This is a genomic window from uncultured Veillonella sp., from assembly GCF_937981445.1.
GTDB lineage: Bacteria > Bacillota > Negativicutes > Veillonellales > Veillonellaceae > Veillonella_A.
In genome coordinates this window covers 1-24,734 of record NZ_CALJON010000033.1, presented here as the reverse complement: position 1 = coordinate 24,734, position 24,734 = coordinate 1, and the positions used below count along the sequence as shown (strand labels likewise).

22 protein-coding genes and 1 tRNA gene are annotated in these 24,734 nt (G+C 39.4%); 16 read left to right on the top strand and 7 right to left on the bottom strand.

Translation table 11 applies throughout. From position 1 onward, the window contains the following. Positions 1 to 210: 210 nt before the first annotated feature. The 5 genes from Q0376_RS05565 (at position 211) to Q0376_RS05545 (ending at position 6,616) form a co-directional block, all read left to right on the top strand. The gene (locus Q0376_RS05565) at positions 211 to 1,422 is read left to right on the top strand and encodes a M20 family metallopeptidase (protein ID WP_298705041.1); all 1,212 of its coding nucleotides are present in this window, start codon (positions 211 to 213) and stop codon (positions 1,420 to 1,422) included. 340 nt (positions 1,423 to 1,762) lie between these two features. Beyond that, the gene (gene trmB / locus Q0376_RS05560; protein WP_298705039.1) at positions 1,763 to 2,413 is read left to right on the top strand and encodes a tRNA (guanosine(46)-N7)-methyltransferase TrmB; all 651 of its coding nucleotides are present in this window, start codon (positions 1,763 to 1,765) and stop codon (positions 2,411 to 2,413) included. 4 nt (positions 2,414 to 2,417) lie between these two features. After that, complete coding sequence (locus tag Q0376_RS05555) at positions 2,418 to 3,716, top strand: FtsW/RodA/SpoVE family cell cycle protein (RefSeq protein WP_298705037.1); 1,299 nt, start codon at positions 2,418 to 2,420, stop codon at positions 3,714 to 3,716. Between the two features lie 269 nt (positions 3,717 to 3,985). Beyond that, complete coding sequence (gene uraA, locus Q0376_RS05550; RefSeq protein ID WP_298705035.1) at positions 3,986 to 5,266, top strand: uracil permease; 1,281 nt, start codon at positions 3,986 to 3,988, stop codon at positions 5,264 to 5,266. Between the two features lie 282 nt (positions 5,267 to 5,548). Further along, the gene (locus Q0376_RS05545; RefSeq protein WP_298705033.1) at positions 5,549 to 6,616 is read left to right on the top strand and encodes an AAA family ATPase; all 1,068 of its coding nucleotides are present in this window, start codon (positions 5,549 to 5,551) and stop codon (positions 6,614 to 6,616) included. A gap of 218 nt (positions 6,617 to 6,834) precedes the next feature. Here the strand turns inward: Q0376_RS05545 and Q0376_RS05540 are convergent, their stop codons facing one another. Together Q0376_RS05540 and Q0376_RS05535 are read right to left on the bottom strand one after the other, a co-directional pair. Further along, on the bottom strand, positions 6,835 to 7,506 hold the full coding sequence (locus Q0376_RS05540; protein WP_298705032.1) for an NAD(P)H-dependent oxidoreductase: 672 nt from the start codon (positions 7,504 to 7,506) through the stop codon (positions 6,835 to 6,837). 145 nt (positions 7,507 to 7,651) lie between these two features. Next, positions 7,652 to 8,578, bottom strand: a complete 927-nt coding sequence (locus Q0376_RS05535; protein WP_298705029.1) for a M48 family metalloprotease — start codon at positions 8,576 to 8,578, stop codon at positions 7,652 to 7,654. A 279-nt stretch (positions 8,579 to 8,857) separates the two neighbouring features. On the opposite strand from Q0376_RS05535, the gene Q0376_RS05530 reads away from it, so the two are divergent. Both Q0376_RS05530 and Q0376_RS05525 read left to right on the top strand, forming a co-directional pair. Then, entirely contained in the window at positions 8,858 to 9,604 is a 747-nt protein-coding gene (locus Q0376_RS05530; RefSeq protein WP_298705027.1) for a hypothetical protein, read from the top strand. A gap of 16 nt (positions 9,605 to 9,620) precedes the next feature. Next, a complete protein-coding gene (locus Q0376_RS05525; protein WP_298705025.1) occupies positions 9,621 to 9,758 on the top strand; it encodes a hypothetical protein in 138 nt (45 codons plus the stop codon). A 129-nt stretch (positions 9,759 to 9,887) separates the two neighbouring features. On the opposite strand, the gene Q0376_RS05520 is transcribed toward Q0376_RS05525, so the two are convergent. The 3 genes from Q0376_RS05520 to Q0376_RS05510 all read right to left on the bottom strand — a co-directional run bounded on the left by Q0376_RS05520 (position 9,888) and on the right by Q0376_RS05510 (position 11,956). Then, positions 9,888 to 9,962: transfer RNA gene (locus tag Q0376_RS05520), tRNA-Arg, on the bottom strand. A 300-nt stretch (positions 9,963 to 10,262) separates the two neighbouring features. Then, positions 10,263 to 11,051 (bottom strand): LysE family translocator, encoded by a 789-nt coding sequence (locus Q0376_RS05515; protein WP_298705023.1) that lies wholly within the window; start codon positions 11,049 to 11,051, stop codon positions 10,263 to 10,265. Positions 11,052 to 11,071: 20 nt separating this feature from the next. Further along, positions 11,072 to 11,956, bottom strand: a complete 885-nt coding sequence (locus Q0376_RS05510; protein WP_298705021.1) for a YihY/virulence factor BrkB family protein — start codon at positions 11,954 to 11,956, stop codon at positions 11,072 to 11,074. Between the two features lie 353 nt (positions 11,957 to 12,309). Here Q0376_RS05510 and Q0376_RS05505 point away from each other — a divergent pair, with 353 nt between their 5' ends. The 6 genes from Q0376_RS05505 (at position 12,310) to Q0376_RS05480 (ending at position 20,299) form a co-directional block, all read left to right on the top strand. Beyond that, positions 12,310 to 13,599 (top strand): nucleobase:cation symporter-2 family protein, encoded by a 1,290-nt coding sequence (locus Q0376_RS05505; RefSeq protein WP_298705043.1) that lies wholly within the window; start codon positions 12,310 to 12,312, stop codon positions 13,597 to 13,599. Between the two features lie 477 nt (positions 13,600 to 14,076). Next, positions 14,077 to 14,517: an MOSC domain-containing protein gene (locus tag Q0376_RS05500; RefSeq protein ID WP_298705020.1), complete on the top strand. Its 441-nt coding sequence runs from the start codon at positions 14,077 to 14,079 to the stop codon at positions 14,515 to 14,517. Positions 14,518 to 14,532: 15 nt separating this feature from the next. Continuing rightward, positions 14,533 to 15,501 carry a GTP 3',8-cyclase MoaA gene (moaA, locus tag Q0376_RS05495; protein ID WP_298705018.1) on the top strand — a complete coding sequence of 323 codons (969 nt, stop codon included), beginning with the start codon at positions 14,533 to 14,535 and terminating at the stop codon, positions 15,499 to 15,501. A gap of 85 nt (positions 15,502 to 15,586) precedes the next feature. Beyond that, positions 15,587 to 16,756: an aldose epimerase family protein gene (locus Q0376_RS05490; protein WP_298705016.1), complete on the top strand. Its 1,170-nt coding sequence runs from the start codon at positions 15,587 to 15,589 to the stop codon at positions 16,754 to 16,756. Between the two features lie 139 nt (positions 16,757 to 16,895). After that, the gene (locus Q0376_RS05485; RefSeq protein WP_298705014.1) at positions 16,896 to 18,068 is read left to right on the top strand and encodes an iron-containing alcohol dehydrogenase; all 1,173 of its coding nucleotides are present in this window, start codon (positions 16,896 to 16,898) and stop codon (positions 18,066 to 18,068) included. 401 nt (positions 18,069 to 18,469) lie between these two features. Beyond that, positions 18,470 to 20,299 carry a carbon starvation protein A gene (locus tag Q0376_RS05480; RefSeq protein ID WP_298705012.1) on the top strand — a complete coding sequence of 610 codons (1,830 nt, stop codon included), beginning with the start codon at positions 18,470 to 18,472 and terminating at the stop codon, positions 20,297 to 20,299. Between the two features lie 228 nt (positions 20,300 to 20,527). On the opposite strand, the gene Q0376_RS05475 is transcribed toward Q0376_RS05480, so the two are convergent. Next, on the bottom strand, positions 20,528 to 21,379 hold the full coding sequence (locus Q0376_RS05475) for a LytTR family DNA-binding domain-containing protein (protein ID WP_298705010.1): 852 nt from the start codon (positions 21,377 to 21,379) through the stop codon (positions 20,528 to 20,530). Between the two features lie 129 nt (positions 21,380 to 21,508). After that, on the bottom strand, positions 21,509 to 23,203 hold the full coding sequence (locus tag Q0376_RS05470; protein WP_298705007.1) for a LytS/YhcK type 5TM receptor domain-containing protein: 1,695 nt from the start codon (positions 23,201 to 23,203) through the stop codon (positions 21,509 to 21,511). A gap of 235 nt (positions 23,204 to 23,438) precedes the next feature. Between Q0376_RS05470 and Q0376_RS05465 the strand changes: the two genes are divergently transcribed. The 3 genes from Q0376_RS05465 (at position 23,439) to Q0376_RS05455 (ending at position 24,603) form a co-directional block, all read left to right on the top strand. Further along, positions 23,439 to 23,588 carry a hypothetical protein gene (locus Q0376_RS05465; RefSeq protein WP_298705005.1) on the top strand — a complete coding sequence of 50 codons (150 nt, stop codon included), beginning with the start codon at positions 23,439 to 23,441 and terminating at the stop codon, positions 23,586 to 23,588. Between the two features lie 128 nt (positions 23,589 to 23,716). Further along, complete coding sequence (locus Q0376_RS05460; RefSeq protein ID WP_298705003.1) at positions 23,717 to 23,845, top strand: LysR family transcriptional regulator; 129 nt, start codon at positions 23,717 to 23,719, stop codon at positions 23,843 to 23,845. A 38-nt stretch (positions 23,846 to 23,883) separates the two neighbouring features. Then, positions 23,884 to 24,603: a substrate-binding domain-containing protein gene (locus Q0376_RS05455; RefSeq protein WP_298705001.1), complete on the top strand. Its 720-nt coding sequence runs from the start codon at positions 23,884 to 23,886 to the stop codon at positions 24,601 to 24,603. Positions 24,604 to 24,734 lie beyond the last annotated feature (131 nt).

Below are 24,734 nucleotides of genomic sequence, written 5' to 3'. Positions count from 1 at the left end.
GAGCGCCTGCCTTACAAGCAGGATGTCGGCAGTTCGATCCTGTCATCGTCCACCAAACTTAAAGAAAGCGAACTTCGTAAGAGGTTCGCTTTTTTGTTGTCTTATGTAGCGAGGGACTGGTTGTGTAGATTTGACATTTATATCCAAGTGTTTTACCATGAATTATACACATATATTTGTACAGATTGTATAAAGAGAGAAGGGTTATATATGGGCACTGAACATTCAGTATCTCCTACAGTAGAAGCTGTTAAGCAATTACAAAGTGAATTGGGGCCACAAATTATTGAGTGGCGTCGTTATTTACATCAATATCCAGAAGTAAGTTTTGAAGAGCAAGAGACTACAAAATTTTTAGCCCGTGAGTTGGATACAATGGGCATTCCTTACACCATTAATAGTGAAAAAAATACAGGCATTGTAGCCTGGATTGAAGGCCCAAAGCCAGGTAAGACAATTATGTTGCGCTCTGATATTGATGCCTTAAATGTATTAGAGAAAACAGGCTTTGATTTTAAATCAAAACATGAAGGTAAGATGCATGCCTGCGGACATGATGGTCATATGTCAGTTCTTTTAGGGGCTGCTAAGATTTTAAAAACGCTGCAAGACTCCATTGAAGGGAAAGTATATTTAGTATTCCAGCCTGCTGAAGAAAGTGCAGAAGGAGCCGAATACATGAAGCGTTTTGGCACTTGGTATGAAGAAACTGATGCTGTTTTTGGTGGTCATATATGGATTGATTTGCCGGCTGGTAAACTATCTGTTGAAGCAGGGGAACGCATGGCGGCAGCGTTAGAAATTAATATTGAAATTGAAGGCAAAGCTGGCCATGGGGCACAACCGCATTTAACTGTTGATGCCACTGTAGTAGCCTCTGCTATTGTGATGAATTTACAAACTTTGGTGTCCCGCCATTTTAATCCATTAGACTCAGTGGTTGTTACGATTGGTAAAATGACAAGTGGCACAAGGTATAATGTTATTTCCGGTTCTGCTAAACTAGAAGGAACGGCGCGTTATTTTAAACCTGAAATTGGTGATGAACTACGTACTATGATGGGGCGTATGGTGGAAGATACAGCGCATGCCTATGGCGCCACAGCAAAGGCATCCTTTAGACAGATGGTGCCGCCAACTATTAATGATCCTGTATCATCGGAGCTTGCTCATCGCGTAGGTGTATCCCTCTTTGGTGAAGAGGCGGTAGTGCCAATGCAAAAAACAATGGGCGGAGAAGATTTTGCTTATTACATGCAAGATAAACCAGGCTGCTTTGCATTCTTCGGTATTGCAAATCCAGCTATTGATGCAGTGCATTCACATCACAGTAATTTCTTTACTATTGATGAATCAGCCTTGCCTATGGGGGCTGCTATGTATGCGCAATATGCCTTGCAGTGGTTACAAGAAAATAAATGATAGATAATCATATACCATCGAAAGCCATATATTATAGAAGGCGATCAAGAGTAGAAGGCAATCAAGAGTAGATGGCAATTAAGAGCAGAAGGTAATCAAGAGCAAGGAAAAGTAATAGAAACGTAGTAGAAATTAACTCCTTCAAAACCAGCAGTATAACTAAAGGATCTGCGATGGTTTTGGGGGAGTTTTTTTGTTTATATTGAAAGTCCTTACAATTGTTGGTACAATGATAAATAGTGCATTTATAGAAATAGGGTTTTACCTGTAATCGATGATTGACTACTAGATAAAACCTTTTTTATAATAATTTTAGATGTATATTTTTTAAGGAGAGACTATGAGATTACGTAGAAAACCATGGATTGATGAAGCAATTCACGAGTATAGTTCTCATGTTATATTGGAGAATCATGAAGAGCATAAAGGGCAGTGGGGACAGCTATTTGAAGACCCTACAAAGCCATTATATATGGAGCTTGGCACTGGTAAAGGACGTTTTATTGCCGGCATGGCGGAAGCGCATCCAGAGGCCAATTTTTTGGGCTTTGAAGTACAATTAGGTGTATTATACTATGCGGCACAAAAGATTTTTGAACAGGCTGCACCGAATGCACGTGTTACCTTGTTTGACATTGCAGGGATTGAAAATATTGTAGAGCCTGGTGAAGTGGATCGCTTCTACATTAATTTCTGTGATCCTTGGCCAAAGGCACGTCATGCAAAGCGTCGTTTAACCTATCATACATTTTTAGATCGCTATGCACGCCTTCTTAAACCAGCAGGGGAAGTTCATTTTAAAACTGATAATGAAGGTCTGTTCTTATTCTCCTTGGAAGAATTTAAAAATTCTGGTTGGACTTTAAAAAATGTAACCTATGATTTACATAGCACTGATTTGCCAAATGTAAAAACTGAGTATGAAGAAAAGTTTAGCCAAAAAGGACAGCCAATTTTTAGATTGGAAGCAATTAAGCCAGAGGAGGCGTAAGCCTATGCTTAGTATGGTACAAGCAGCGATTAAATATTGGAGGACCCATATTATTCGCAGTGACCTTCAAGGAGCTGTACTATGCAGTTTCGTATGGATCGGGATTGGATTTTTCAATATTTATAGTGCTACGATGATTGGGGCCGCGGATACAGCTGTGTGGTATGAATCATTTTATTTTAAACATGCCATATATTTAGCTATATCGTTTACTGCTGGTTATTTTGCATATCGCATAGACTATACACATTTTAGAAACTCTAAAATTTTATATGGATTTACGGCCCTTATCATAGCGGGACTTATTGCCGTTATGATAAAAGGGGATGTAATTAATGGGGCGCAGCGCTGGATTCGCTTTGGCGGCGTGTCCATTCAGCCCTCAGAATTTGCCAAATTAGGAGCGATTTTATTAGGGGCCCATTATATTGACTTGCAGCGGCGCGTACAAAAGAAAGGCCTCGCTTGGTTTGAAAACAGTTCTTATAAATGGCCTTTTTCCTGGCCGAAATTTATGGTTGGTGGCAATACACCGGTGTTAGCTAAGGCCTTGCATATGCCCATTGTGTTTGCACTGCTAACATTAATTGAACCAGATACAGGGACGGCCGCCCTTATTTTAGTTTTGCCTATTATATTATTTATGGTAGGCGGCTTATCACGAAAGAGCTGGATCTCATTTATTAGTTTATGCATTGTCTTAGCTATTCCGGCGGGGTTGGGAATTAGATATTCAGACTATCGCTGGGCTCGTATTAAAGCCTGGTGGGACCCTTGGGAATATGCTCAATCTTTAAGTTATCAGAGGGTGCAAAGTATGGTAGCCATTGGCTCCGGTGGTGTACTCGGACAAGGGGTGGCCCAGGGGACGGCTAAATACTATTATTTACCAGAAGCGCATACAGACTTCGCTTTTGCTGTATGGGCACAGGAAACCGGTCTAATTGGTTCCTTTGTGCTCGTGGCCATGGTGGGCTTGTTTATCATTTATGGCTTTAGAATTGCTAGCAATGCGAAGGATTATTATGGCAAATTATTAGCCACTGGGATTACCTTTATTATTGGTGGGCAGGCTGTGTTTAATATGCTTATGGTCTGTGGCGTATTTCCTGTTACTGGGGTGCCATTGCCTTTCGTTTCCTATGGTGGGTCTTCATTATTTATGAATGTGGTTGCCATTTGTATATTGTTTAATATTGCTCATCGCACGGCCTTGGCGAAGAAGAAGATTGGCGTGGCTGGACATATTCCATCATTGCGAGAAGAAACGCGCAGTCGTTTTGCTCCGTCTAATCGAGGATAAGCTTTATTAGGCGTAATACTCTTGGTAGATAATTCTATTAGAGGTAAAATAGAGGTAAATCGTAATGGAAGATAGTTCTGTTTGAGGGGAAGCCTGTTTGAGGTTGATTTATTTTATTTCTTAAATTTTAAGTGTGTAAGTTTTAATATTTAAGTTTAAGCGTGTAGGTTTTAACGTGTATGTTTAAGTGTGTAGGTTTTAACGCGCATGCTTAAGTGTGTAAGTTTTAATGCGTAGGTTTAACTGTGTAAGAAAGGATTTACAAGGCGATGAAAGACTTTATTGATGTCACTGAGCGGCCCAGTAATGCGGCCATGTTGCCCCTTAGTTTTCAACATTTATTTGCCATGTTTGGCTCCACGGTATTAGTACCTTATTTACTAAAAGCTGATCCAGCTACGGCCTTATTTATGAATGGTATTGGCACTATTTTGTACTTATTTATTTGTAAAGGAAAAATACCATCTTACTTGGGCTCAAGTTTTGCTTTTATTGCCCCTGTTTTATCCGTTATGGCCGCAGGTATGCCTTATGAAGCAGCACAGGGGGGCTTTATTGCCTTTGGTATTGCTTTTGTAGTTTTGTCCTTCATCGTTAGATTTGTTGGTATAGGCTGGATTGATGTTTTATTCCCACCGGCTGCTATGGGCGCCATCGTAGCCGTTATTGGGTTGGAATTGGCACCAGTAGCCATGGGCATGGCAGGGATTACTGGTGATTCTTGGCAGTCCTTAGGTATGACGCATAGCCAAGTCATTACGATTTCCATGTTCTCCCTTTGTATTACGATTTTAGGGACCGTTGTATTTCGTGGATTCTTCTCCGTTATTCCTGTATTAATTGGTGTTGTATCTGGGTATGTATTAGCTGCCATTATGGGCGTTGTAGATTTTACAAATGTTGAACATGCAGCGTGGTTCTCCTTACCTCATATGACTTCACCAGAATTCAATATCAATGCCATTCTTATGATTATGCCGGCCTTGTTTGTTGTGTTTGCAGAGCATGTAGGGCATTTGGTGGTAACGAGTAATATTGTGGGTCGTGACTTAATGAAAGACCCAGGTCTTGAACGTTCTTTATTAGGCGATGGGATTGCCAATATTCTATCTGGTTTCTTTGGTGCTACACCGAATACAACCTATGGTGAAAATATCGGCGTATTGGCTATTACTCGTGTATTCAGCGTATATGTTATTGGTGGTGCCGCTGTTCTTGCCATTGTATTCTCCTTTATCGGTAAAGTGGCCGCTGTGATTCATGCCATTCCCGTACCTGTTATGGGGGGCGTAAGTATTTTACTATTTGGTATTATTGCTGCGTCTGGCTTGCGCATGTTAGTGGAACGCAAGGTAGATTATACAAGACCTGATAATTTAATCCTTACTTCCGTTGTACTTATTACGGGTATAAGTGGTGCACAAGTAACCTTAGGTCCTGTTGTGTTACAAGGTATGGGCTTGGCTACTGTAGTATCCATTATCTTAAGTCTTTGCTTTACTATTTTTAGAAAGACAGGTATCGGCAACAAGCAATTAAAACATGATTAATAATTGTGTTTATTCTACAAAATAAATTAAAATATAAAACGAGTCTTTCCTATGAGAGGCTCGTTTTTTTGTATTACATGTTTATTAGTCGGGAGATTAGTAATCGTGTAGGCATTAAATACTATAGGATGGTTAATACTGTAGGATGTTAGTTTTATGGGACAGTGAATCCAGCAGGAAACGTAATAGGGTGGTAACGTAGGGATATATTGACACAATAGAGTACAAATTGTATATTGTCCATATAGTGACTATAGGACGTGATGAAAGGAGTGTATCTAAGTGCGCGCACAGAAATTATATAATCATATGCAATTATATGTAAAAGGGCAAGATTTGGCCTTAAAACAGATTGCCACCTTAGTCTCTCTTCATTTAAATTGCTGGAAATATAACAAAACACATGATGTAGCCTTACAAGGTAAAGAGAATGCTTTTATTATGGGCTCAACTGGTACGGGTAAGACGGAAACACTGCGTGCTTTAGGGGAGTGTGCTAAGATAAAATGCCCTATTATTATGTTAAACTCCCTACAATATACAGCTAATGGATGGCGTGGTAGTAAAAATCTCAACGAATTAGGGGAGGAGATTTTCCGTCAGGCCTTTCTAAAATCTAATGTTACAGAATTAACACGTGACACGATTGATGAAATTGTTGATTTAGCAGAGAGTGCGATTATTTGTTTAGATGAGTTTGATAAAAGACATATTGATCGTAAAACAAGTCCAGACTATCAAGTTTTTGAAACGGCATATCAAGGGGATTTGTTAAAAATTATAGAAGGCACAACATTAGAAGTACAGATTAAAGAATTTCCCCGCGTATATATTCGCACTGATAATATGCTCTTTCTTCTCATGGGTGCTTTCAATGGATTTAATAAGCAAGAGTCAGCAAGACCCGTGGGCTTCTCGAATAAAATAGGAACTGATGAAAAGGGGCATACTCAGGAGCATCATATGGGACCCAATATTAGTGACCAAGCGTTTATTAATTATGGTTTTATGGAAGAATTAGTTGGGCGTGTGCCATGGCGCATTTGCTATGAAGACTTGACTGACCATGTGCTAGTAGATATATTAAAAAAATCTAAGCATAGTGTCATTCGGGAGTATAAACAATTATTTGAATCCATGGGCAATGAGCTTTGTGTAACTGATGAGGGGTATACAGCCATTGCCAAAGAGGCTATTCATCATAAAACGGGGGCCCGAGCATTGTTTACAGTTGTAAAAGATGTATTAGCTTCATCCTTATTTGATTTACTGAATGATACCGGATTAATAGCCACAATAGATGAAGACGCCGTAGCTTCACGGACTGTTGAAATTAAATCCAAAACATAATGTTTATAGGGTAAGGTAGTTTAAAAATGTTTGAAAAGCAAACTTAAAATATAATACATTAAGTTTAAATAAAAAGACTGCAATAAATGCAAAAGTATCAGGCATTTACTGCAGTCTTTAATACTATATATAATTTTTAACTTAGAGAACAGGCTTAGCTATACCTGTTAGGTAGTCAAACAGTGTTAGCCACATTGATTAGCTATAATAGGGGTGTACTATTTAACCCATTGAACAATATCATGTAAAGGTTGGCGTGTTTTTTCACGATGAGGTTCTTCATCACGATAGCCAAAGCCAGCCATTACAGATACGCCGAAATGGTCTAAATCGAGGAGGCCTTCAGCGGCTAAGAGCTCTTCTACAGCCTTTAGATTAAATCCTTCAATAGGGCAAGAATCAATGCCTAACATAGCGCCTACGGTCATCATATTGGCGAGGGCAATATACGTTTGCTTACTAGCCCAATCAAACATAGCTTGTTCATCTTCGAGAATTTTAAAATCATTTCCTAGGAAATTACTATAGGCTTGACGCATCATAGTTACAATATCATCAGGCATATGCTTAATATCTTTCATTATGTGAGAAATATATGGTGAATCAACTACCATATCAGCTTTTTTGCGGGCTAAGATAATGACAAAATGGCTAGCGCCTTTAAGGCTATTTTGTCCGCCCCAGGAAATAGGGAAGAGTTTATCTTTTAGCTCTTGTTTTTCAATGATTAAAAACTTCCATGGTTCAAAACCAAAGGAACTTGGCGAGAGACGAGCTGAGTCTAAAATCGTGTTAAAATCTGCTTCAGAAATCTTTTTCTGGGCATCAAATTTTTTACAAGCATAACGGAAATTGAAGATATTGATAATGTCTGAATTAGAAAATTTCATAGGAGTATCCTTTCTTAAAAAATAGATTAAAATAAATTTAGATTAAAAAATGTATAAAACACAGCATAAAAACTGCATGAAAACTATGGTTGGACGTAGCGTACTAGGCGTACATTAGAGTACAATAGCTTTTAGTTCGCTAGATTTATTTTGTTGCAATTAATTTTTGTAAACGGGTGATGCGTTTATGTATAGGCGGATGAGAAGCGAGGAGTTGATTGAATACACCAGGCGCATCATACGAATAGGGCGATAATTTACTCAGTGCAGCTGCGAGTGCTTCACCAAGGCCTAGCTTATGGGCAAATGCATCAGCTCTATACTCATCTCTTCGCGATCCAAAGGGTTTTAAAAACATAAATAGATAGTGCACTATGGACTGTAGGAATAGGATAAGATAATTTAAAATTTTTATCTGAAAGAGAAAGAGTAAGGCAATTAAATTAATAATAGGAATGAAGCGTAACACATTATAAATAGCAGCAAGAATATTATTGAAACAAATAAATATTTTTATGAAAAAGGAATACGCTATTTGAACGGCTACATAGGTTAAACTATAGGTCGTATCGTGATGGACTAAATGACTTAACTCATGAGCTAGAATGCCACGAAGTTCTGTTTCGTTGAGAAAGGAAAGAAGACCTGTCATAACGATGACACGATTGTGTCCATACGCAAATGCATTGAGTATATGGCTGTCTTGTACATACAATGTATAATTTTGGGGATTTACATTGGCACGGCGACATACATCATGCCAAGCATTTTGTAAATACTTGCCTAGAGCACCGTCTGGTTTATGAACATTTTGAAATGTTAAGAATAGACTGTGAACAAAAGGTAATTGAAAAATCAGGATAAAGCTAAGTATAAATAATAGAACCCAAGCAGCTACGATAAAAGTTCTTTCTACAGGAATGTGAAGGTACTCTAAACTGCTGATAATAAAGGGCTGAAGAAATAATTGATGCCATCCTAATAATTCTAACATATCATATAATAGGCGCAGCATAACAACACCTATAAAACCATAGGCAATGATTGATAAGAGTAAAATTATAATCCCCATGTAGCCTCCCTTAAGTATATGTTTTAGTAATTTACGTGTTAAGCCGAATTAATATCTTTGCTGGGTTTTGATTTTTCTGATTCCGACCTCATAAAAGGTGAAATTTAGTTTTTATTTTATGTTACAATAAAATTAATAGGTTTTCAACGAAATGGATAGGTTTTCATTGAAAATGTAGTGCAGGCTATATGGTGGAGTGATGACGAGGCGTAAGCCGTATAGTGTAAGCAATATAGTGTAAGTAATGTGGTGTTAATTATAGGGAAGGACGTGGAGTATATGAAGTATTGGAAAATATGGGGTGCTACGCTCATATTGGGGAGTGCAGCTATGGTGCCGATGGTCTTAATGAATTCGGCGGCAGTTGATGCGGCTCAAGCGATGGCGCAACCAACGGCTCAAGGCATAGTACAATCAACGGCCCAAGGGATGGTGCAATCAACGTCTCAACCTCCTGCCAATTATAATGGATCAATAGAACGCGGTTTTTTATCATCTACAGATAAAGCTATTTTATATATGGATACTAAGGAATTTTATTTTACAGAAGATAATGAGCAGCTTAAATTTGTGAACTTAAAAAATGGCACTTTAAAATTAATGAGTGCAGATGGCAAAAAGGATATTATGTCCTTTATTAATTATGATGGCGCTAGAGGGGGCGTAGGTTTTGTAATTCGCCCTGTGTATGCAGTACTTCCTAAAGGTACTTTTTATGAAATTATTGCTGATGTAGGGGCCCATGGTAAAAATTGTGGCTATTGGCTCATCGGTAAACGTAATGGACAATGGGTAACCTATGTATCCTTAGATAGCTTAGCTACTATGGGATATACGCCAGATCGTTGGCATCGTATTAAAACTGAAACCAATGGCGATGCAACGGGACGGTTTATCTTGACTAGTGAACATGAGTATATGCCGCCAGGAGCTAAATATGGTTATGAAAGCAAAGTGGCCACCGATTTGACCTTGCAATTATATTGGGATCGCGAGGCGCAGTGGTTTGGTATGAGACGTTTGTAAAATAAAGGAGTTTTGTATGAAAGTATTGGATCTTGTAATTTGGTTATCTTTACTTAGTGCATATTTTCTTATTGATATAGATAAAGAAGTTGTTAAAGGGATTATTACTGGAGCAGTAACTGGTGCTTATATTGTGAAGCGCTATGTAAAGTAAATTTAGGGTAACAAAAAAGGTAGAAAATGAATGTTCATTTTCTACCTTTTTTTAAAAAACTGGCTGACAAATTGGCTGACAAATCTGTTTTTTCTAATATTTTATTTCTAAAAAGTCAGTAAACATCAGTGGTGCGCCTAGCAGGATTCGAACCTGCGCACCCGGTTCCGGAGACCGGCGCTCTATCCCCTGAGCTATAGGCGCATATAGTACATCTGGTTGTTTTAGCATGTTTTTAAAATAGTTTTTGATGCTATGAACAACAGTCCAATGATACTAAATAATTATAACAAGGGGAACATTGACTGTCAATTTAAAAAGCAGGGCAAGGAGTGACTGTTGTCCTGCTAGTAAGTGGTGAACTTTTTACGATAAAAGTTCACGTGCAAACGAATACATTAAAACAGTAAAAGAAAGAATCTAAAAGAACAAATGTAAACAAACGAATGTAAACGAAGAAATGTAAATGATTAAGCTTAAAAGAAGAAAAGTAATAGAATGATTTTAAAAGAACAGTAGGAGTCCGCCAATAATAATTAAGATGAGGCCTTGGATTTTGTTCATAATGATTTGGCGTTCTTCGCTTTGGTTGAGGAAGTGACTCAATTTACCAGCGCTAATTGCGATGGCAGAAAAAATGAGGAATGCTTGGAGGCTAAAGATAAAGCCTAATAGAGCCACTTGAAAGGCTGGCGCAGGACCGGCTGGATTTACGAACTGAGGCAAGAAGGCAAGAAAGAATAACAATACTTTAGGATTGAGGATATTCATGAAAAGCCCTTTGCGGTATGTAGCAAGGCCACTTGTTGTAGGAATCTTGCTTGCCGCGCTAGTTTTTATTACATGACTAGCCGTATTAGGCTTGGCTGCATGGCTAGTTTTGGCTGTATTGTTAGTTGTGGCTGAATTGTGTGTGTCAGTAACACTGTTATTTGAATTTGCTGTATTAGGCTTAGATTTTGCCTTTGTTTCTACATTATTTGTAGGGCGAGGTTTTGTAGAATAGGCTTGGCGTGCTAAGTAAAAAAGATAGAACGCGCCTAAGTATTTCAACATTAAAAAAGCCTCAGGTGTGCTAGCGATGACCGCTGCTACGCCAAAGATAACTAGCGCGGTGTGAAAGATAATGCCGCTAGCAAGACCACCTGCAAGGATAACACCTTGCTTTGCTCCGTCACCAATGCTTTTGGCTAATAAGTACAAATTGTCTGGCCCCGGCATAATGGTGAGGGCTATGGATGAGAGTAAAAAATAAAATAAGGTGGAAAATTCCATTAATTGGGTTCCTTTCAAATGATTAATAGGGGACTCATTTATTCGTCCTTTGTTTTACGCTGATTTTTAAAGGCTTCAATATAGGAAATAAAATTATTGTTATGAATAATGCTACCGACGACGAGAATTGTTTGGACGGACCAGTTCAACCAAATAAAGAGAATCATAATCCCTACGAGCGGTCCATAATTGGCCGAGCCGCCACCAGCAATATCGGTAATATAGACGCGATAGCCAATAGTTAGGAGCAGCCATAAAATGGTGCCTATGAAGCCCCCAATAAAGGCGCGGCGCCAAGGAATAGACCAATCTGTTTTGTGACGCGGTGCATAGTGATAAAATAGAGATAAGGAAACCCACATAGAGGCCAAAGGCAACCAAGTAGCGAGGGTAGAACCCCATTTGATAACTGGTTTTGGGATGGCGAGCATTTCACCAAATAATTCTAAAAAGGATTGGCCATATACGGAGAGGACGAGCCCCATAAAGCCTGTGGTAGCACCGATAAAGGTGAAGAAGAGGGCCTTCGTAATCATTTTAATGAAGGATTCTTCTAGATCGTCTAAGCCTAAGATTGTATTGATGGCATTGATTAAGGACTTGGTACTTTGCGCTAAGGTCCAAAAGGCAAAGATAATACTCACCGAGAAGAGGGTATTACTTTGGTTTTCGGCGAGCACATCAATAACGCTCAATAGGCTCGATTGTGATTCTGGAGGCAAGAGCATGAGTGCCTCTTTTATAGTGTCTAGGTCATGATTTAAAAAGACTGTAATAGCACTTAATATGATAATTAAAAAAGGAACAATGGATAAAATAAGATAATACGTCGTTTCCGCTGATAGACGGGAAATGTTATGACGATTGTAGTCATTAATGAGTTCCTTGCCAACATAGCGGCAAAAGGTCAGTACTCGTTTCATGGAAACACTCCTAAAATAACAAAACATATATGAAATTAAAAAATATAATAATTACAATTTTATTATAATAGGAGAATTAATTTTACGCAAAATAGGAGAACTAATTTTACGTAAAAGTATAAAGGAATTTACCAAGAATCCGAACATTAAAAAATGAATTGTTAATAAATGTTCTTATCATTATAACCAAATAATATAAGAAATACCCTTGTCATTAGTTGAGTACATAAGATAGAATGAATAGGTATTAATAGGTTTTCACGATGTGTAGGTTTTACATGGGGGTTATTATGAACGACAATGAAACCAAAGTCGTCGATGTGGAGACTAAGACAGTTCATCCAGTTGACGAAATGTTGCCACCGACGCAACTCTTTGCTTATGGTTTGCAACATGTATTGGCCATGTATGCAGGGGCCGTAGCGGTGCCAATTATTGTGGCGCAACAACTTGGCTTAACAGCCGAACAATTGATTCACTTAATTAATGCGGATTTATTTACTTGTGGTATTGCCACGTTAATCCAAACATTAGGCTTTTGGAAGGTAGGCGCACGAATCCCAATGATTCAAGGGGTTACCTTTGCGTCTGTTACGCCTATGATTGTTATTGGCCAACAAGGGGGCATGCCAGCCATTTATGGGGCCATTATTGCAGCCGGCCTATTTACCTTTTTAATTGCGCCGTATTTTAGTCGCTTAATTCGCCTCTTCCCGCCAGTAGTAACAGGCACCATTATTACGATTATAGGGATTACTTTATTACCTGTATCGGTGCGCTGGATTAGTGGCTATGGCAATCCGAATTCGCCGGAATTTGCCAGCCCTATGAATTTAATGCTCGCCTTTATTACCCTGACTATTGTTATTTTGGTGTATCGATTCTGCAAAGGCTTTTTGAGTAATATTTCTGTATTAATTGGCCTTGTGTGCGGCACCATTATAGCTACCTTATTAGGTGTTGTAGATTTTAGTAAAGTGGCTACAGAAAACTGGTTTGGTGTGATTACGCCATTCTCTTTTGGCTATCCAACATTTAATATTAGCGCTGTTATCTCCATGATTATTGTCATGATCGTAGTTATGGTAGAAACTACTGGCGACTGTGTAGCAATTGGTGAAATTGTAGACAAACCAATGGGGCGTAAGGGCCTGGCGAAATGTTTGCGTGCTGATGGTCTTTCTACGATGTTGGGCGGCATTTTCAATAGCTTCCCGTATACAGCATTTGCACAAAACGTAGGTCTTATCGCGGTAACACGTGTTAAAAGCCGTTTCGTAGTGGCTACTTCAGGGCTTATTTTAGTAGTCCTTGGTTTAGTTCCTAAAATGGCCGCTATTGTAGCTTGCATTCCTAATGCAGTATTGGGCGGTGCCGGCCTTGCTATGTTCGGTATGATTATTGCTAGCGGTATTCGCGCTTTGTCTAAAGTTAATTTTGATGGCAATTATAATTTGATGCTAGTGGCTGTGAGTATTGGTATGAGTATGGTAACATTAACGGAGCCTAACTTCTACCATAATTTCCCAAGCTGGACGGCTGTACTTCTTCACAGTGGCATTACCTTAGGGAGCCTAACGGCCGTTATTTTAAACCTTGTGTTCAATGGTTTTGGCGAAGCCAAGGATATTGAAGAAGAATAAAAATAAAATACAAAAAAATGTATATAAGCATATATCGGTTTGTATAGTATGGATTACTAGCAAGCTGTATATGAAGGCAAGTAAATCTGTGTGTTGTAGGTATCATTTACTATCTACGGCATGCAGATTTATTTTTTAGTAGGTATTTAATAAAAGTAATTAGTGGTATAATAAAATCTAAAGAATTAACTTTTTTGGTATACTTTAATTTCATATTAAAATGGGGTTTACCATTTATTGTTGCAAGAGCAACATACAGGGCCTAGGTAATAATGTCATACTTAGTTAGGTAGTATTTGTTACATATTACATTTTGTATCGAGCCCATAAATGGCGTTCACATATGTTGCAATCACATATGGTGCAATTACATATGCTGCGTCTATATATGTTGTGCTCATATATGTGGGGCTCATATATGTTGTGATTATATATGTTGCGCCCATAAATGGATAAACGCAGAAGAAAGGATATTGTATGGCAAAGGTAATTGCTATTTCTATAAGTGAAAGAAAAGGTCAGAAGAAACATAATATTCCGGAGGCTAAATTAATCCCTGATTTTGGTATGGAAGGGGATGCTCATGCGGGTAATTGGCATCGTCAGATTAGTCTTTTAGGTATTCAAAGTATTGATTTAATGCGCGCCAAAGGAGCGGATGTAAATCCTGGCGATTTTGCAGAAAATATTACAGTAGAAGGCCTTGTTTTATACGAATTGCCTATAGGAACAAAATTATATATTGGTAATGCTGAACAGGCCGTTGAGCTTGAAGTGACACAAATCGGCAAGGAATGTCATTCTGGTTGCGAAATCCAAAAGCAAGTAGGGTCTTGTATCATGCCTACACAGGGGATTTTTGCAAAAGTTATAGTAGGTGGCATGATTAAAGTAAATGATGAAGTACGCATCGGATAAGATGATGAGGTAGATATGGTTAAGGATTCGTGGAACCGCACAATTGAATATGTACGAGTATCGCTCACAGAGGCGTGTAATTTCTGCTGCCCCTATTGCCGGCCTGAGATTATTACGGCACAGAGTCAGACGAATCTATTGAGCCCTGCTGAATGGCTCGTAATTTTAGAAGCATTTTACAAACTAGGCATTAAAGCCGTGCGACTCACTGGTGGGGAACCATTATTATATCCGCATCTTGAAGAGCTTTTAAAAGGCCTAAAAGAGCGCCAATGGTTCTCAGATATATCTATGACAACCAATGGTAGTTTGCTAACTGAGCGGGCCAAAGACCTTCATGATTTAGGTCTGCAGCGTTTAAATATTAGCTTTGATGCGGTTGATGAAGAGACTTTTAATTATCGGACGGGCCGTGTTGGTCAATTAGGCCCTGTAGTAGACGGCATTGAAACGGCTATTGCTACAGGCTTTGATGTAGTTAAAATTAACACCGTGCTCATGGAGGCCATGTCAGATGATGTGGTTCGCCAATTATTAGCCTATATTGAAAAATGGCCCGTTGTATGGCGCTTTATTGAGTATATGCCCTTTCAAGGGGATGCTTTTAGAGGCCCCACGTTTGAGGAGTGGAAGGCGCAATTAGAACGCCTGACGGGCGGTGTCTTAGTGCCAGAGTCTAAGGTAAAAGGCTTTGGTCCTGCTATGTATTACACCTTGCCTAATGGACGATCCATAGGATTTATTTTCCCTATGAGTCATACCTATTGCGATTCTTGTAATCGCGTACGATTAACTAGTGATGGTAAATTACGTCTTTGCTTACTTCGTGATGATGAAGCCGATTTAGTGGGCCTTGTACGTGCTGGTGCTACGGCTGATGATATAGCGCTACATATTGCAGATATTTTACAATTACGTCACGAAAAACACGATGGCATGGATATGGAAACGCCTAAACGTGCAATGTGGCGTATAGGTGGGTAATAAAAAAGTAGGTAATTAAAAGGTAGGTAGTTAAAAAATAGGTAGTAAAAAAATGGGTAATTAAAAAATAGTAGGGGGGCGCAGGATGACTAAAGCTCGTGAATTTGGACGACTGCCTAATGGCGAGATTGTGTATGAATATGAATTGAGTAATGAATACGCAACCGTACATATATTGAGTTATGGGGCCATTATAAAAGATTTTATTGTAAAATCCCTCAATCGTAATATCGTGCTTGGCTGTGATACCCTAGAGGATTATTTGCAAGGTCATGCTTATTTAGGCGCCACTGTAGGGCGCGTGGCCAATCGTATCAGCAAGGCTCGGACCATTATAGAGGATACAGAATATACTTGGACACCCAATAATGGGCCTAATTTATTGCATAGTGGGGACGTGAGCTTGAGTTTTGCAAATTGGCAGGTGCTAAGCCAGGTCTTTACAAATGATGACGCTAAGGATTCACAAACTTTGGCTTTGCAAACTAAAATAAAGGGTGCAGACGATGGGTTTCCTGGTGATTTAGACGTGATCTTGTATGCGAACTTGGTTGGACCGGAGTTGCGCCTCTGTTATGCATACACAACGACTACTAGTTCAGTTGTGAATATTACGAATCATAGCTATTTTAATTTAAATGGAGTTTTATCTGTTGGAAATCATCGAGTAAGGCTGAACGCACCGTATATAGCACCTTTTGGGGGGCATTCAATTCCCACAGGGGATGTAGAATCGGTGCAGAATACACTCTATGACCTTACTAAGTGGACTTGTATCGGCACGCAGTTAGCTAAGTACGCAACCGATTTAGCGGAATGGCGCGGGTATGATCATTATTATATGCAAAAAGAAGCTGGATATAATCATGCGTATGTAACTAATCTTAGGAGAAAGTATACAGCTGAGGAAGAGCTTCTAGTTGATACATGTCATACTTACGAAGAGGTTGATTTAGCCGATGGCCGCAAAGCCATTGATACAGGTAACTTTGAGCTCTGCGGTGAGTTTAGGGTGCCTGACTTAACCTTGCGAATCTATTCTAATGCACCGGGCTACCAATTTTATACGGGGAATTGGCTACAAGAGAAAGGTCGGAATGGTGTGACTTACGGACCTCATGCGGGCATGTGCATTGAACCGCAGTTCATCCCTGACGATTGCAATTTGCCGTACTTTGGAGAGTCCTTTACAAGACCTAATGTAATCTATGTGCGAAATATAGTTTATGAAATAGACACGAGGCGGTATGAGTAAATTACAATGTAGGGCCTTGCTTATATTGGGGTGTTAGGGTTTGATGGGGTCGTCATATAAGGGCACTCCATAGTCAAACTATGATGCATAATGTGGACACAGTTATTAAATTAGCTAAGTGAGCTAAAAGGAGGAACATATGGAAGCATTTTCTTTTTATAATCCGACTACGATTCATTTTGGCGAAAACAGTGTAACCAGTCTTGGGCAAGAATTGCCTAAATACGGTCCCACTGTACTGCTTACTTATGGTGGGGGCAGTATTAAGAAAAATGGCATTTACGAGGCTGTAAAAGGAGAACTTGAAAAGGCAGGTAAAACAGTAGTTGAACTGTCTGGCATTATGTCCAATCCTCGTAAAGAAAAAGTAATTGAAGGGGCTAAACTCTGCCGTGAACACAAGGTTGACCTCATATTAGCTGTAGGTGGCGGATCTGTAGTAGATTGCTCGAAGTTCATTGGTGCCGTAGCATTGACTGATGAAAGTTATGATTGGTGGCAACACATGTTCGTAAAGCGTGAAAATGTAACTAAGGCCTTACCAGTTGGCGTTGTGCTTACCATGTCGGCTACGGGCAGTGAAATGAACAATCGAGGTGTTATTACTGATTGGGAGGCCCAGAAGAAATTAGGTGGCTATGGTGATGCCCTATATCCTAAGTTCTCTATTTTAGACCCTACGTACACATATTCTTTGCCAAGAGAACAGGTTGTTTATGGTATTTGCGATATGTTATCGCATTTGATGGAACAGTATTTCTCTACACCAGAAACTAATAATTTGAGTGATGCCTTATTAGAGGCAACCTTCAAAAATATTATGGAAAATGCAGCTGTAGCCCTTAATGATTTGACAGACTATGAAGCTCGCTCCAATATTATGTGGGGCGCTACGATGGCTCTTAATGGTATTATGGGGCTAGGCAAAAAGCAGGACTGGATGTCCCATCAAATTGAACATGCCTTGTCAGCCTTTTATGATATTGCTCATGGGGCAGGGCTTGCTATAGTGCATCCTATGTTATTAAAATACATCTATAAAGATCATGTAGCGCGGTTTGTTCGTTTTGCCACTCATATTTGGGGCTTAAAACGTGAGGATTTTAGCTCAGATGAGGAACTCGCTTTGGCTGGCATTGAAGCATTACGTAACTATTTTAAATCCATTGGGGCACCTACAACATTGCGGGAAGTGAATATTCCTAAAGAAGCTTTGCCTAAGATTGCCGCTTCGTCTAATCGCTATCCAACGTCCTATACGAATTTTACTACAGAGGACATTTTAGCTGTTTACGAAAGTGCTTATGAGTAAAGTAATATTTAGTTCATATTTGTTTTATAAGAAGAGATATATATCATTTAAAATGATGTATATCTCTTGTTTGTTTTATAAGTGTAATGAAGGCTTGTATAATCAAGAGAGATAGGCGCAGTAAGGCTCTTAGTGAGACGTTTAATGTATAGTGAAAAGGTATTTAATTAAAAATTTAATTATATTTCGTATTAATTTTAAGCTCACAAAGTCATTTCTTTTTACCCCCTTTTATTTCCATTTGACCCCCTATTTATTCCGTTCAGGGAAATTTTGTTTACGGAAATTTCAAAACATACTACAATGCATACAGATGAAAGAACTACAAGAAATCATATAAATAATTTTAAAAGCGTAGTCTTTCCGATGCACTTATTTTATTTTTGAGGAGGTTCATACAAATGGAAATGAACGGTCTTTATTTGGTTATCATATCGGCCCTCGTTTTAGCGATTGCATATCGTTTATACGGTGCCTTTATTGCTGCCAAAGTTCTTACTGTAAATCAGTATCGTACAACTCCAGCAGTTGCCATCAATGATGGCGTTGACTATGTACCTACAAACAAATGGGTAACATTTGGTCAACATTTCGCAGCTATCGCTGGTGCAGGTCCTTTAGTTGGTCCTGTTATTGCTGCACAATTTGGTTATTTACCAGGTGTACTTTGGATCTTAATTGGTTCCGTACTTGCTGGTGCAGTACATGACTTTGTACTTCTTTTCGCATCAGTTCGTTACCAAGGTAAATCCATTGCCGACATTGCCCGCGCTGAAATTTCTAAAGCGGCTGGTATGGGTACACTTCTTGCAACATTATTCTTGTTGATTATCACTATGGCTGGTATGGCTGCTGTAGTTGCTAACTCTCTTGAAAACTCCCCATGGGGCTTCTTCACAGTGAGTGCTACAATTCCTATCGCTGTATTCATCGGTGTTTACCTTCGTTGGTTACGCCCTGGTCAAATCCGTGAAGCTACTGTAATCGGTATGGTATTAATCATGGCTGCTGTTATCTACGGTCCTGATGTTGCTCATTCCTCTTTAGCTCCATACTTCACTTGGGATCGTCATTCCATTCAAATCATGCTTGCTGTATACAGCTTCTTTGCTGCAGCACTTCCAGTATGGTTGTTATTAGCACCTCGTGGATATCTTTCCACTTACTTAAAAGTTGGTACAATTGGCGCGTTAGCATTAGGTATCATTATCGTAATGCCAGCTCTTCAAATGCCTGCTTTCTCTGATTATGTAAATGGTGGTGGCCCTGTTCTTAGCGGTTCTGCTATTCCATTCGTATTCATTACAATTGCTTGTGGTGCCTTATCTGGTTTCCATGCCACTGTATCCACTGGTACAACTCCAAAAATGATCATGAACGAAAAGGAAATGCTTCCTATCGGTTATGGTGCTATGCTTACTGAAGCATTCATCGCTATGATGGCTTTGATTGCAGCAACAAGCTTACATCCAAATGATTATTTCGCAATTAACTCTACAGCTGAAACATTCAGCACACTTGGTCTTCAAGTTCATGAATTACCTCAATTGTCTCAAATGGTTGGTGAAGATTTAATGCACCGTCCAGGTGGTGCCGTTTCCTTAGCAGTAGGTATGGCTCACATCTTCTCCAAAGTTCCTAGCATGAGTCATTTAATGAGCTACTGGTATCATTTCTGTATCATGTTCGAAGCATTGTTCATCTTGACTTTGATCGATACAGGGACTCGCGTAAGCCGTTACATGGTTCAAGAATTACTAGGTATGGTTATTCCTAAGATGAAAGATACTCACTGGACTCCAGGCGTATACTTCTCCTCTTTCCTAGTATGTTTTGCATGGGGCTACCTAGTACTTCAAGGTAACATTGGTACAATTTGGCCATTATTCGGTGTATCTAACCAATTACTTGCTACTATGGGTCTTGCTATTGGTACTACAGTAATTATGCACCTTGGTCACAAACGTTATGCTTGGGTAACCGCTATTCCTTGCGTATTCATCGCAGTTATTACAGTTATGGCTGACTATGAAAACGTATTCTGGAACTACATTCCTGAAGGTAAATGGATGTTAGTTCTTGTAAGTGTTGTAATGTTCTTGTTAGTAGCACTTGTAATGGTTGAAGCAGTTCGTAGCTGGATTCGCCTTGCAAAACAAAAACAAGACTTCCGCACAGAAGCAGATATCGAAGCTGAAGCCTTAAAAGAAATGGAAGCTGACAAAGCGTAAGCTTCATTACACTGTAAGGGTAAGTTACATACACTCGAGGCTCGAGAGACAAGATTGAAATAGTAAACTTCGTAATCTTACGATGAACCTCAATAAAATACAAAAGGAGTTGTCACAATTGTGGCAACTCCTTTTGTGTTTAGGGGGATAGGACAAAAACTATTGTAAAAGCGTCCTATTTAATGCCTAAGTAACTCCTTTATTGGTTTTGCTTAGGCTGTATTTACTTTAGCTAATGCCGAGTAATTCCTTAATTGGTTTTACTTGGGCTTTGCTTACGGGAATATCGATTAGCTCAGTTCCTTTTTTTGTCGTTTGCGGTAGGCGGAGCCAATAGGTACCCTTAAACCAAGGCACGACTTCACTTACCATATTAAGATTGACTATATAACTGCGATGAACGCGATAGAGGGAGGTACCTCGAAGGCGCTCTTGTAGTTCAGTTAAGGTTTTATTTGACGTGTAAGTGCCCTTAGTGGTATGCACTTCTAGACGACCTGACTCACCAGTAATATAGGAGATGGTATCTAAATCGATGAGTAAAATATGGGCACCATCATCGACAGCAATTTTATTTGTTCGTATACTTGGCGTTGCGGGTGTTGCGGTAGCGGTGCTTTCATCGGCTGTTACTGAATCAGCTGGCGCCGGTGACTCTGAGCTGGCGCCCCCTTCCGCAGAATCAGATGGTGCTAGCGGTAGGCCATTAGGGTAGAGGACCTTTTCAGCATGTTGGATAGCCTTTTTTAGGCGCTCCACTTCAATGGGTTTTACTACATAATCTAAGGCCTGTAGTTCAAATGCCTTTAAGGCATATTCATCATAGGCCGTAGCGAAAATAATTTTACTTTTAGGTGAAATATCATGAATCACTTCGCCTAGCTCCAAACCGGACAAGCCATGCATGTGAATATCTAGGAAAATTAAATCTGGTTGTTCTCTAGTGATGAGTGAAATAGCCGCAGTGGCATTATCTGCTTCGCCAATTATATTGATTATATTGGCATGATTTGTGGTTAATAAATACCGCAGTTCATCACGTGCTGGTGCTTCATCATCAATTAAAATAGTTCGAATCATAGCCCCTCCTTGTTGAGTATTTGTAAAACTAGAGTATAGACAACGCCTTAGTTAAAACGCTTCTACTGCAATTTTAGTTAAAACGTTTCTAGTGCAATTTTAGTTAAGACGTTTCTAGTGCAATTTTAGTTAAGACGCTTCTATTGCAATTTTCGGAATGCGAATGGTAACTACTGTGCTTTCTTCCGGTGTGGATGTGACAATGAGGCCATAGTGCTGTCCATATAGACCACGCAAGCGGCGATGTACATTGCTAAGGCCAATATGACCTTCTGGGGGATGTTCTAAATAGTAATTAGGGTCTCTGTCAAAGCCAACGCCATCATCGGTTACAGTAAAGACAATATCTGTATCAGTTAGATACCCTTCAATCGCTATGGAACCACCTACTTCGCGAGGTTGCAAGCCGTGTTTGATGGAATTTTCAATAATGGGCTGCAAGGTTAAGGATGGAATGCCATAGGAAAAGACTTCAGGCGATATATTGTGGGTTACAAATAGCTTATCCCCATGACGAGCCATGGAAATCTCTAAGAAGGCCGTTACCTGTTCCCATTCTTTTTCTATGGAAATAATACGTCCCGAATACTGTAAGGTGAAACGGAACATTTGGGAAAATTTAATCAATAAACGCCGTGCCTGCTCTGGATTCGTTCGAATGAGCGACGAAATGGTATTTAATGTATTGAATAAGAAATGAGGATTAATCTGAGCATGTAGGGTTTGCATTTTGGCAGCTTCCGCTAATTGTTGCTGACGATCAATCTCCGTCAGTTCTAACTGGGTAGAGAAGAGATCTGCTAGGCCTTGAGCAAACGCTACATCAGAGGCATCAGGTACATGAGAGGGATCAGTGTAGTACATCTTTAAAGACCCTATGATACGCGAATTAATCATAAGGGGCACGACTATAGCACTTTTTAGTGAACAATTAGGTACGGTGCACCCAATTTCTTTCGGTGAATAGGCTATATGAATCGTACCAGATTTTAATGAATCAATAGTGACATTAGTCAAATGCGCCGCTACGCCTGGGGCGTGATGCTCTACTTCGGCGCCAATATAGGCGAGCACATGTTCTGTATCAGTAATGGACACCGCATCATAGAGGCTGTGCTTTTTAATAATGCGTACAACGGCAGCCGCTGATTCAGGAGTGAGGCCCTTGCGGAAATAGCGCACCGTTTCACGGGCAATGGCCAAAATATTCTGATTTTGACTGGCCTTTTGAATCTCTCTTTGATGCAAGCTATCCTTGGTGATTTTAATAAATAAGGAAAGACCTAGGGAATTGGCTATAATCATAGGAATGGCAATATCGCTTACGAGCGTATAGGCTTGGTCAAATGGTTTGGCTACAACCAAAATAATGAGCATTTGTACGATTTCACCTACAAAACCTACCCCTAAGGCAACAGGCCAAGGCACAGGAGTGCGCTTGTAGAATTTTTGTACAAGACCGGCCAAAATCCCTTCTGTAATAGAAGAAATGGCACAGGCCAAGGCAGTAAAGCCACCTAGAGAGTAGCGATGAATACCTGATACAATACCAACGGCGCTACCCATAGAAGGGCCGGCAATGAGACCGGCTGCCATGATGCCAATCATACGCGAATTAGCTAGGGCATCATCTACTGGAATCCCCGCATAGGTGCCAGCAATGGCAATACTAGAGAAGAGGAGAATGAAAATAATTTTATCTCCTGCCGATAATTTGTGGGCAATTAGCCGATCAAAGAGACGCATTTGCGAAACAATGAGGCCCAGTACAACGGCCATGCTAATGCGTTTGATCATTTCAAATAATAACACTTCAATACTCATGAATTAGTCCTTTACTTGATATACTCAAAAAGTTCGATATATCTAAATTACTCAAAAATACACTTAATTAATTATATCATATGCGTAATTGATATAAAGGACTCATTTCAAACGTTGTTATAAAGTCATAGTTTGTAGTATTATATATATATAAATTGATAGTAATCTAAATTAAGGATATGAGTGATTACACACAATCGCTATAAATATCATAAGTCTGATAGGAGGAGTTAGTATGTGCGGTTGCGATATTGCGTATAAATCTGGTTTGTCCCGCCTGGGGAAAAATATGGAAGGTACATTGCACTTCTTGGTAGAAGTGATTTTAGGATTAAGTCTACTTCGCTTAGCCATCTTCTGGTTCTTAGGCATTGGCAATCTATAATAAGACATGAAAGGACTATTTCGCAAGATGGCGGAATAGTCCTTTTTTTATGAGGCTTTGTGATAAATCAATACTTTTAGTTCTGAATTTTTGGTAATTTGAGGAGTATAAACTGAGGAGCAGAGCATATGCTGATACAATTACGATATTTTTTAGCTGTTGTAAAATATCATAATTTTAGCGAGGCTGCTGAAGCATGTAATATTTCACAATCAGCTATTTCACAACAAATTAGAGCTCTTGAACGAGAGAGTTAGGTGTAGACCTGTTATGGCGCCATAATCGGACATTTTCCTTGACACCAGCAGGTGAGCTATTTTATCAGCGGGGCATTGTATTATTAGCCGATTATGACAAGCTTTGCACAGATATTAAGCGCATTCATAGTGATAAGGGGGACACCTTATACTTTGGCTACTTACGCGATTATTCTGGTGCAGGGATTCAGGAGAGTGTAGCGACTTTTTATGAACGCCATCCTGATGTAGCCATTCATGTTACGAGTGGGACTCATGAAGAACTATACTGGATGTTAAAAAATGATAAGATTCAGGTCGCTTTTAATGATCAACGGCGCGCCTTTGCTGATAGTTATGTAAATCTAGTGTTGCGGCGCAATCCTATGTTTGTGGAAATTGCTAAAGCTAATGCCCTTAGTGACTTAGACAGTATTAACTTAGATGATTTGAGGAATACGCCTTGTATTTTGCTTACTTCAAAAGAGCAACAAGATATTGAGGCTAGCTACTATCGCAATGATGTGGGCGTTACGAGCGAGTTTATCTTTGTTGAAAATATTGAAGAGGCGCGCCTCTTAGTATTGAGTAATCGTGGCTTTATGATTGTAGAAGGCAATGAAGGCACTTCTTTGTATAAAGAAAAAGTAGCTAGCTTGCCATTATGCACAAAGGGAGCCCGTATTAACCGAACCTATTGTGCCTTTGCTAGTAAGGACCGTATGAATGGGCTGATGAAAGAGTTTATGCAGATTATGAAAGACTGTTTTGCTAGTTAATTGCTAAATGAACGATTCTATATTTTACACTTTACAATTAAAATGTATTGGAGTATAATTAGTAACGTTCTATGGATCACTAGCTCAGCTGGCAGAGCACCTGACTCTTAATCAGGGTGTCCAGGGTTCGA

Coding starts and splice junctions, on each gene's coding strand:
- Q0376_RS05505 (WP_298705043.1), top strand. CDS start 12,310: ATGTTGCCACCGACGCAACTCTTTGCTTATGGTTTGCAACATGTATTG.
- Q0376_RS05555 (WP_298705037.1), top strand. CDS start 2,418: ATGCTTAGTATGGTACAAGCAGCGATTAAATATTGGAGGACCCATATT.
- Q0376_RS05510 (WP_298705021.1), bottom strand. CDS start 11,956: ATGAAACGAGTACTGACCTTTTGCCGCTATGTTGGCAAGGAACTCATT.
- Q0376_RS05465 (WP_298705005.1), top strand. CDS start 23,439: ATGTGCGGTTGCGATATTGCGTATAAATCTGGTTTGTCCCGCCTGGGG.
- moaA (WP_298705018.1), top strand. CDS start 14,533: ATGGTTAAGGATTCGTGGAACCGCACAATTGAATATGTACGAGTATCG.
- Q0376_RS05485 (WP_298705014.1), top strand. CDS start 16,896: ATGGAAGCATTTTCTTTTTATAATCCGACTACGATTCATTTTGGCGAA.
- Q0376_RS05535 (WP_298705029.1), bottom strand. CDS start 8,578: ATGGGGATTATAATTTTACTCTTATCAATCATTGCCTATGGTTTTATA.
- Q0376_RS05475 (WP_298705010.1), bottom strand. CDS start 21,379: ATGATTCGAACTATTTTAATTGATGATGAAGCACCAGCACGTGATGAA.
- Q0376_RS05525 (WP_298705025.1), top strand. CDS start 9,621: ATGAAAGTATTGGATCTTGTAATTTGGTTATCTTTACTTAGTGCATAT.
- uraA (WP_298705035.1), top strand. CDS start 3,986: ATGAAAGACTTTATTGATGTCACTGAGCGGCCCAGTAATGCGGCCATG.
- Q0376_RS05460 (WP_298705003.1), top strand. CDS start 23,717: ATGCTGATACAATTACGATATTTTTTAGCTGTTGTAAAATATCATAAT.
- Q0376_RS05565 (WP_298705041.1), top strand. CDS start 211: ATGGGCACTGAACATTCAGTATCTCCTACAGTAGAAGCTGTTAAGCAA.
- Q0376_RS05500 (WP_298705020.1), top strand. CDS start 14,077: ATGGCAAAGGTAATTGCTATTTCTATAAGTGAAAGAAAAGGTCAGAAG.
- Q0376_RS05470 (WP_298705007.1), bottom strand. CDS start 23,203: ATGAGTATTGAAGTGTTATTATTTGAAATGATCAAACGCATTAGCATG.
- trmB (WP_298705039.1), top strand. CDS start 1,763: ATGAGATTACGTAGAAAACCATGGATTGATGAAGCAATTCACGAGTAT.
- Q0376_RS05490 (WP_298705016.1), top strand. CDS start 15,587: ATGACTAAAGCTCGTGAATTTGGACGACTGCCTAATGGCGAGATTGTG.
- Q0376_RS05480 (WP_298705012.1), top strand. CDS start 18,470: ATGGAAATGAACGGTCTTTATTTGGTTATCATATCGGCCCTCGTTTTA.
- Q0376_RS05530 (WP_298705027.1), top strand. CDS start 8,858: ATGAAGTATTGGAAAATATGGGGTGCTACGCTCATATTGGGGAGTGCA.
- Q0376_RS05540 (WP_298705032.1), bottom strand. CDS start 7,506: ATGAAATTTTCTAATTCAGACATTATCAATATCTTCAATTTCCGTTAT.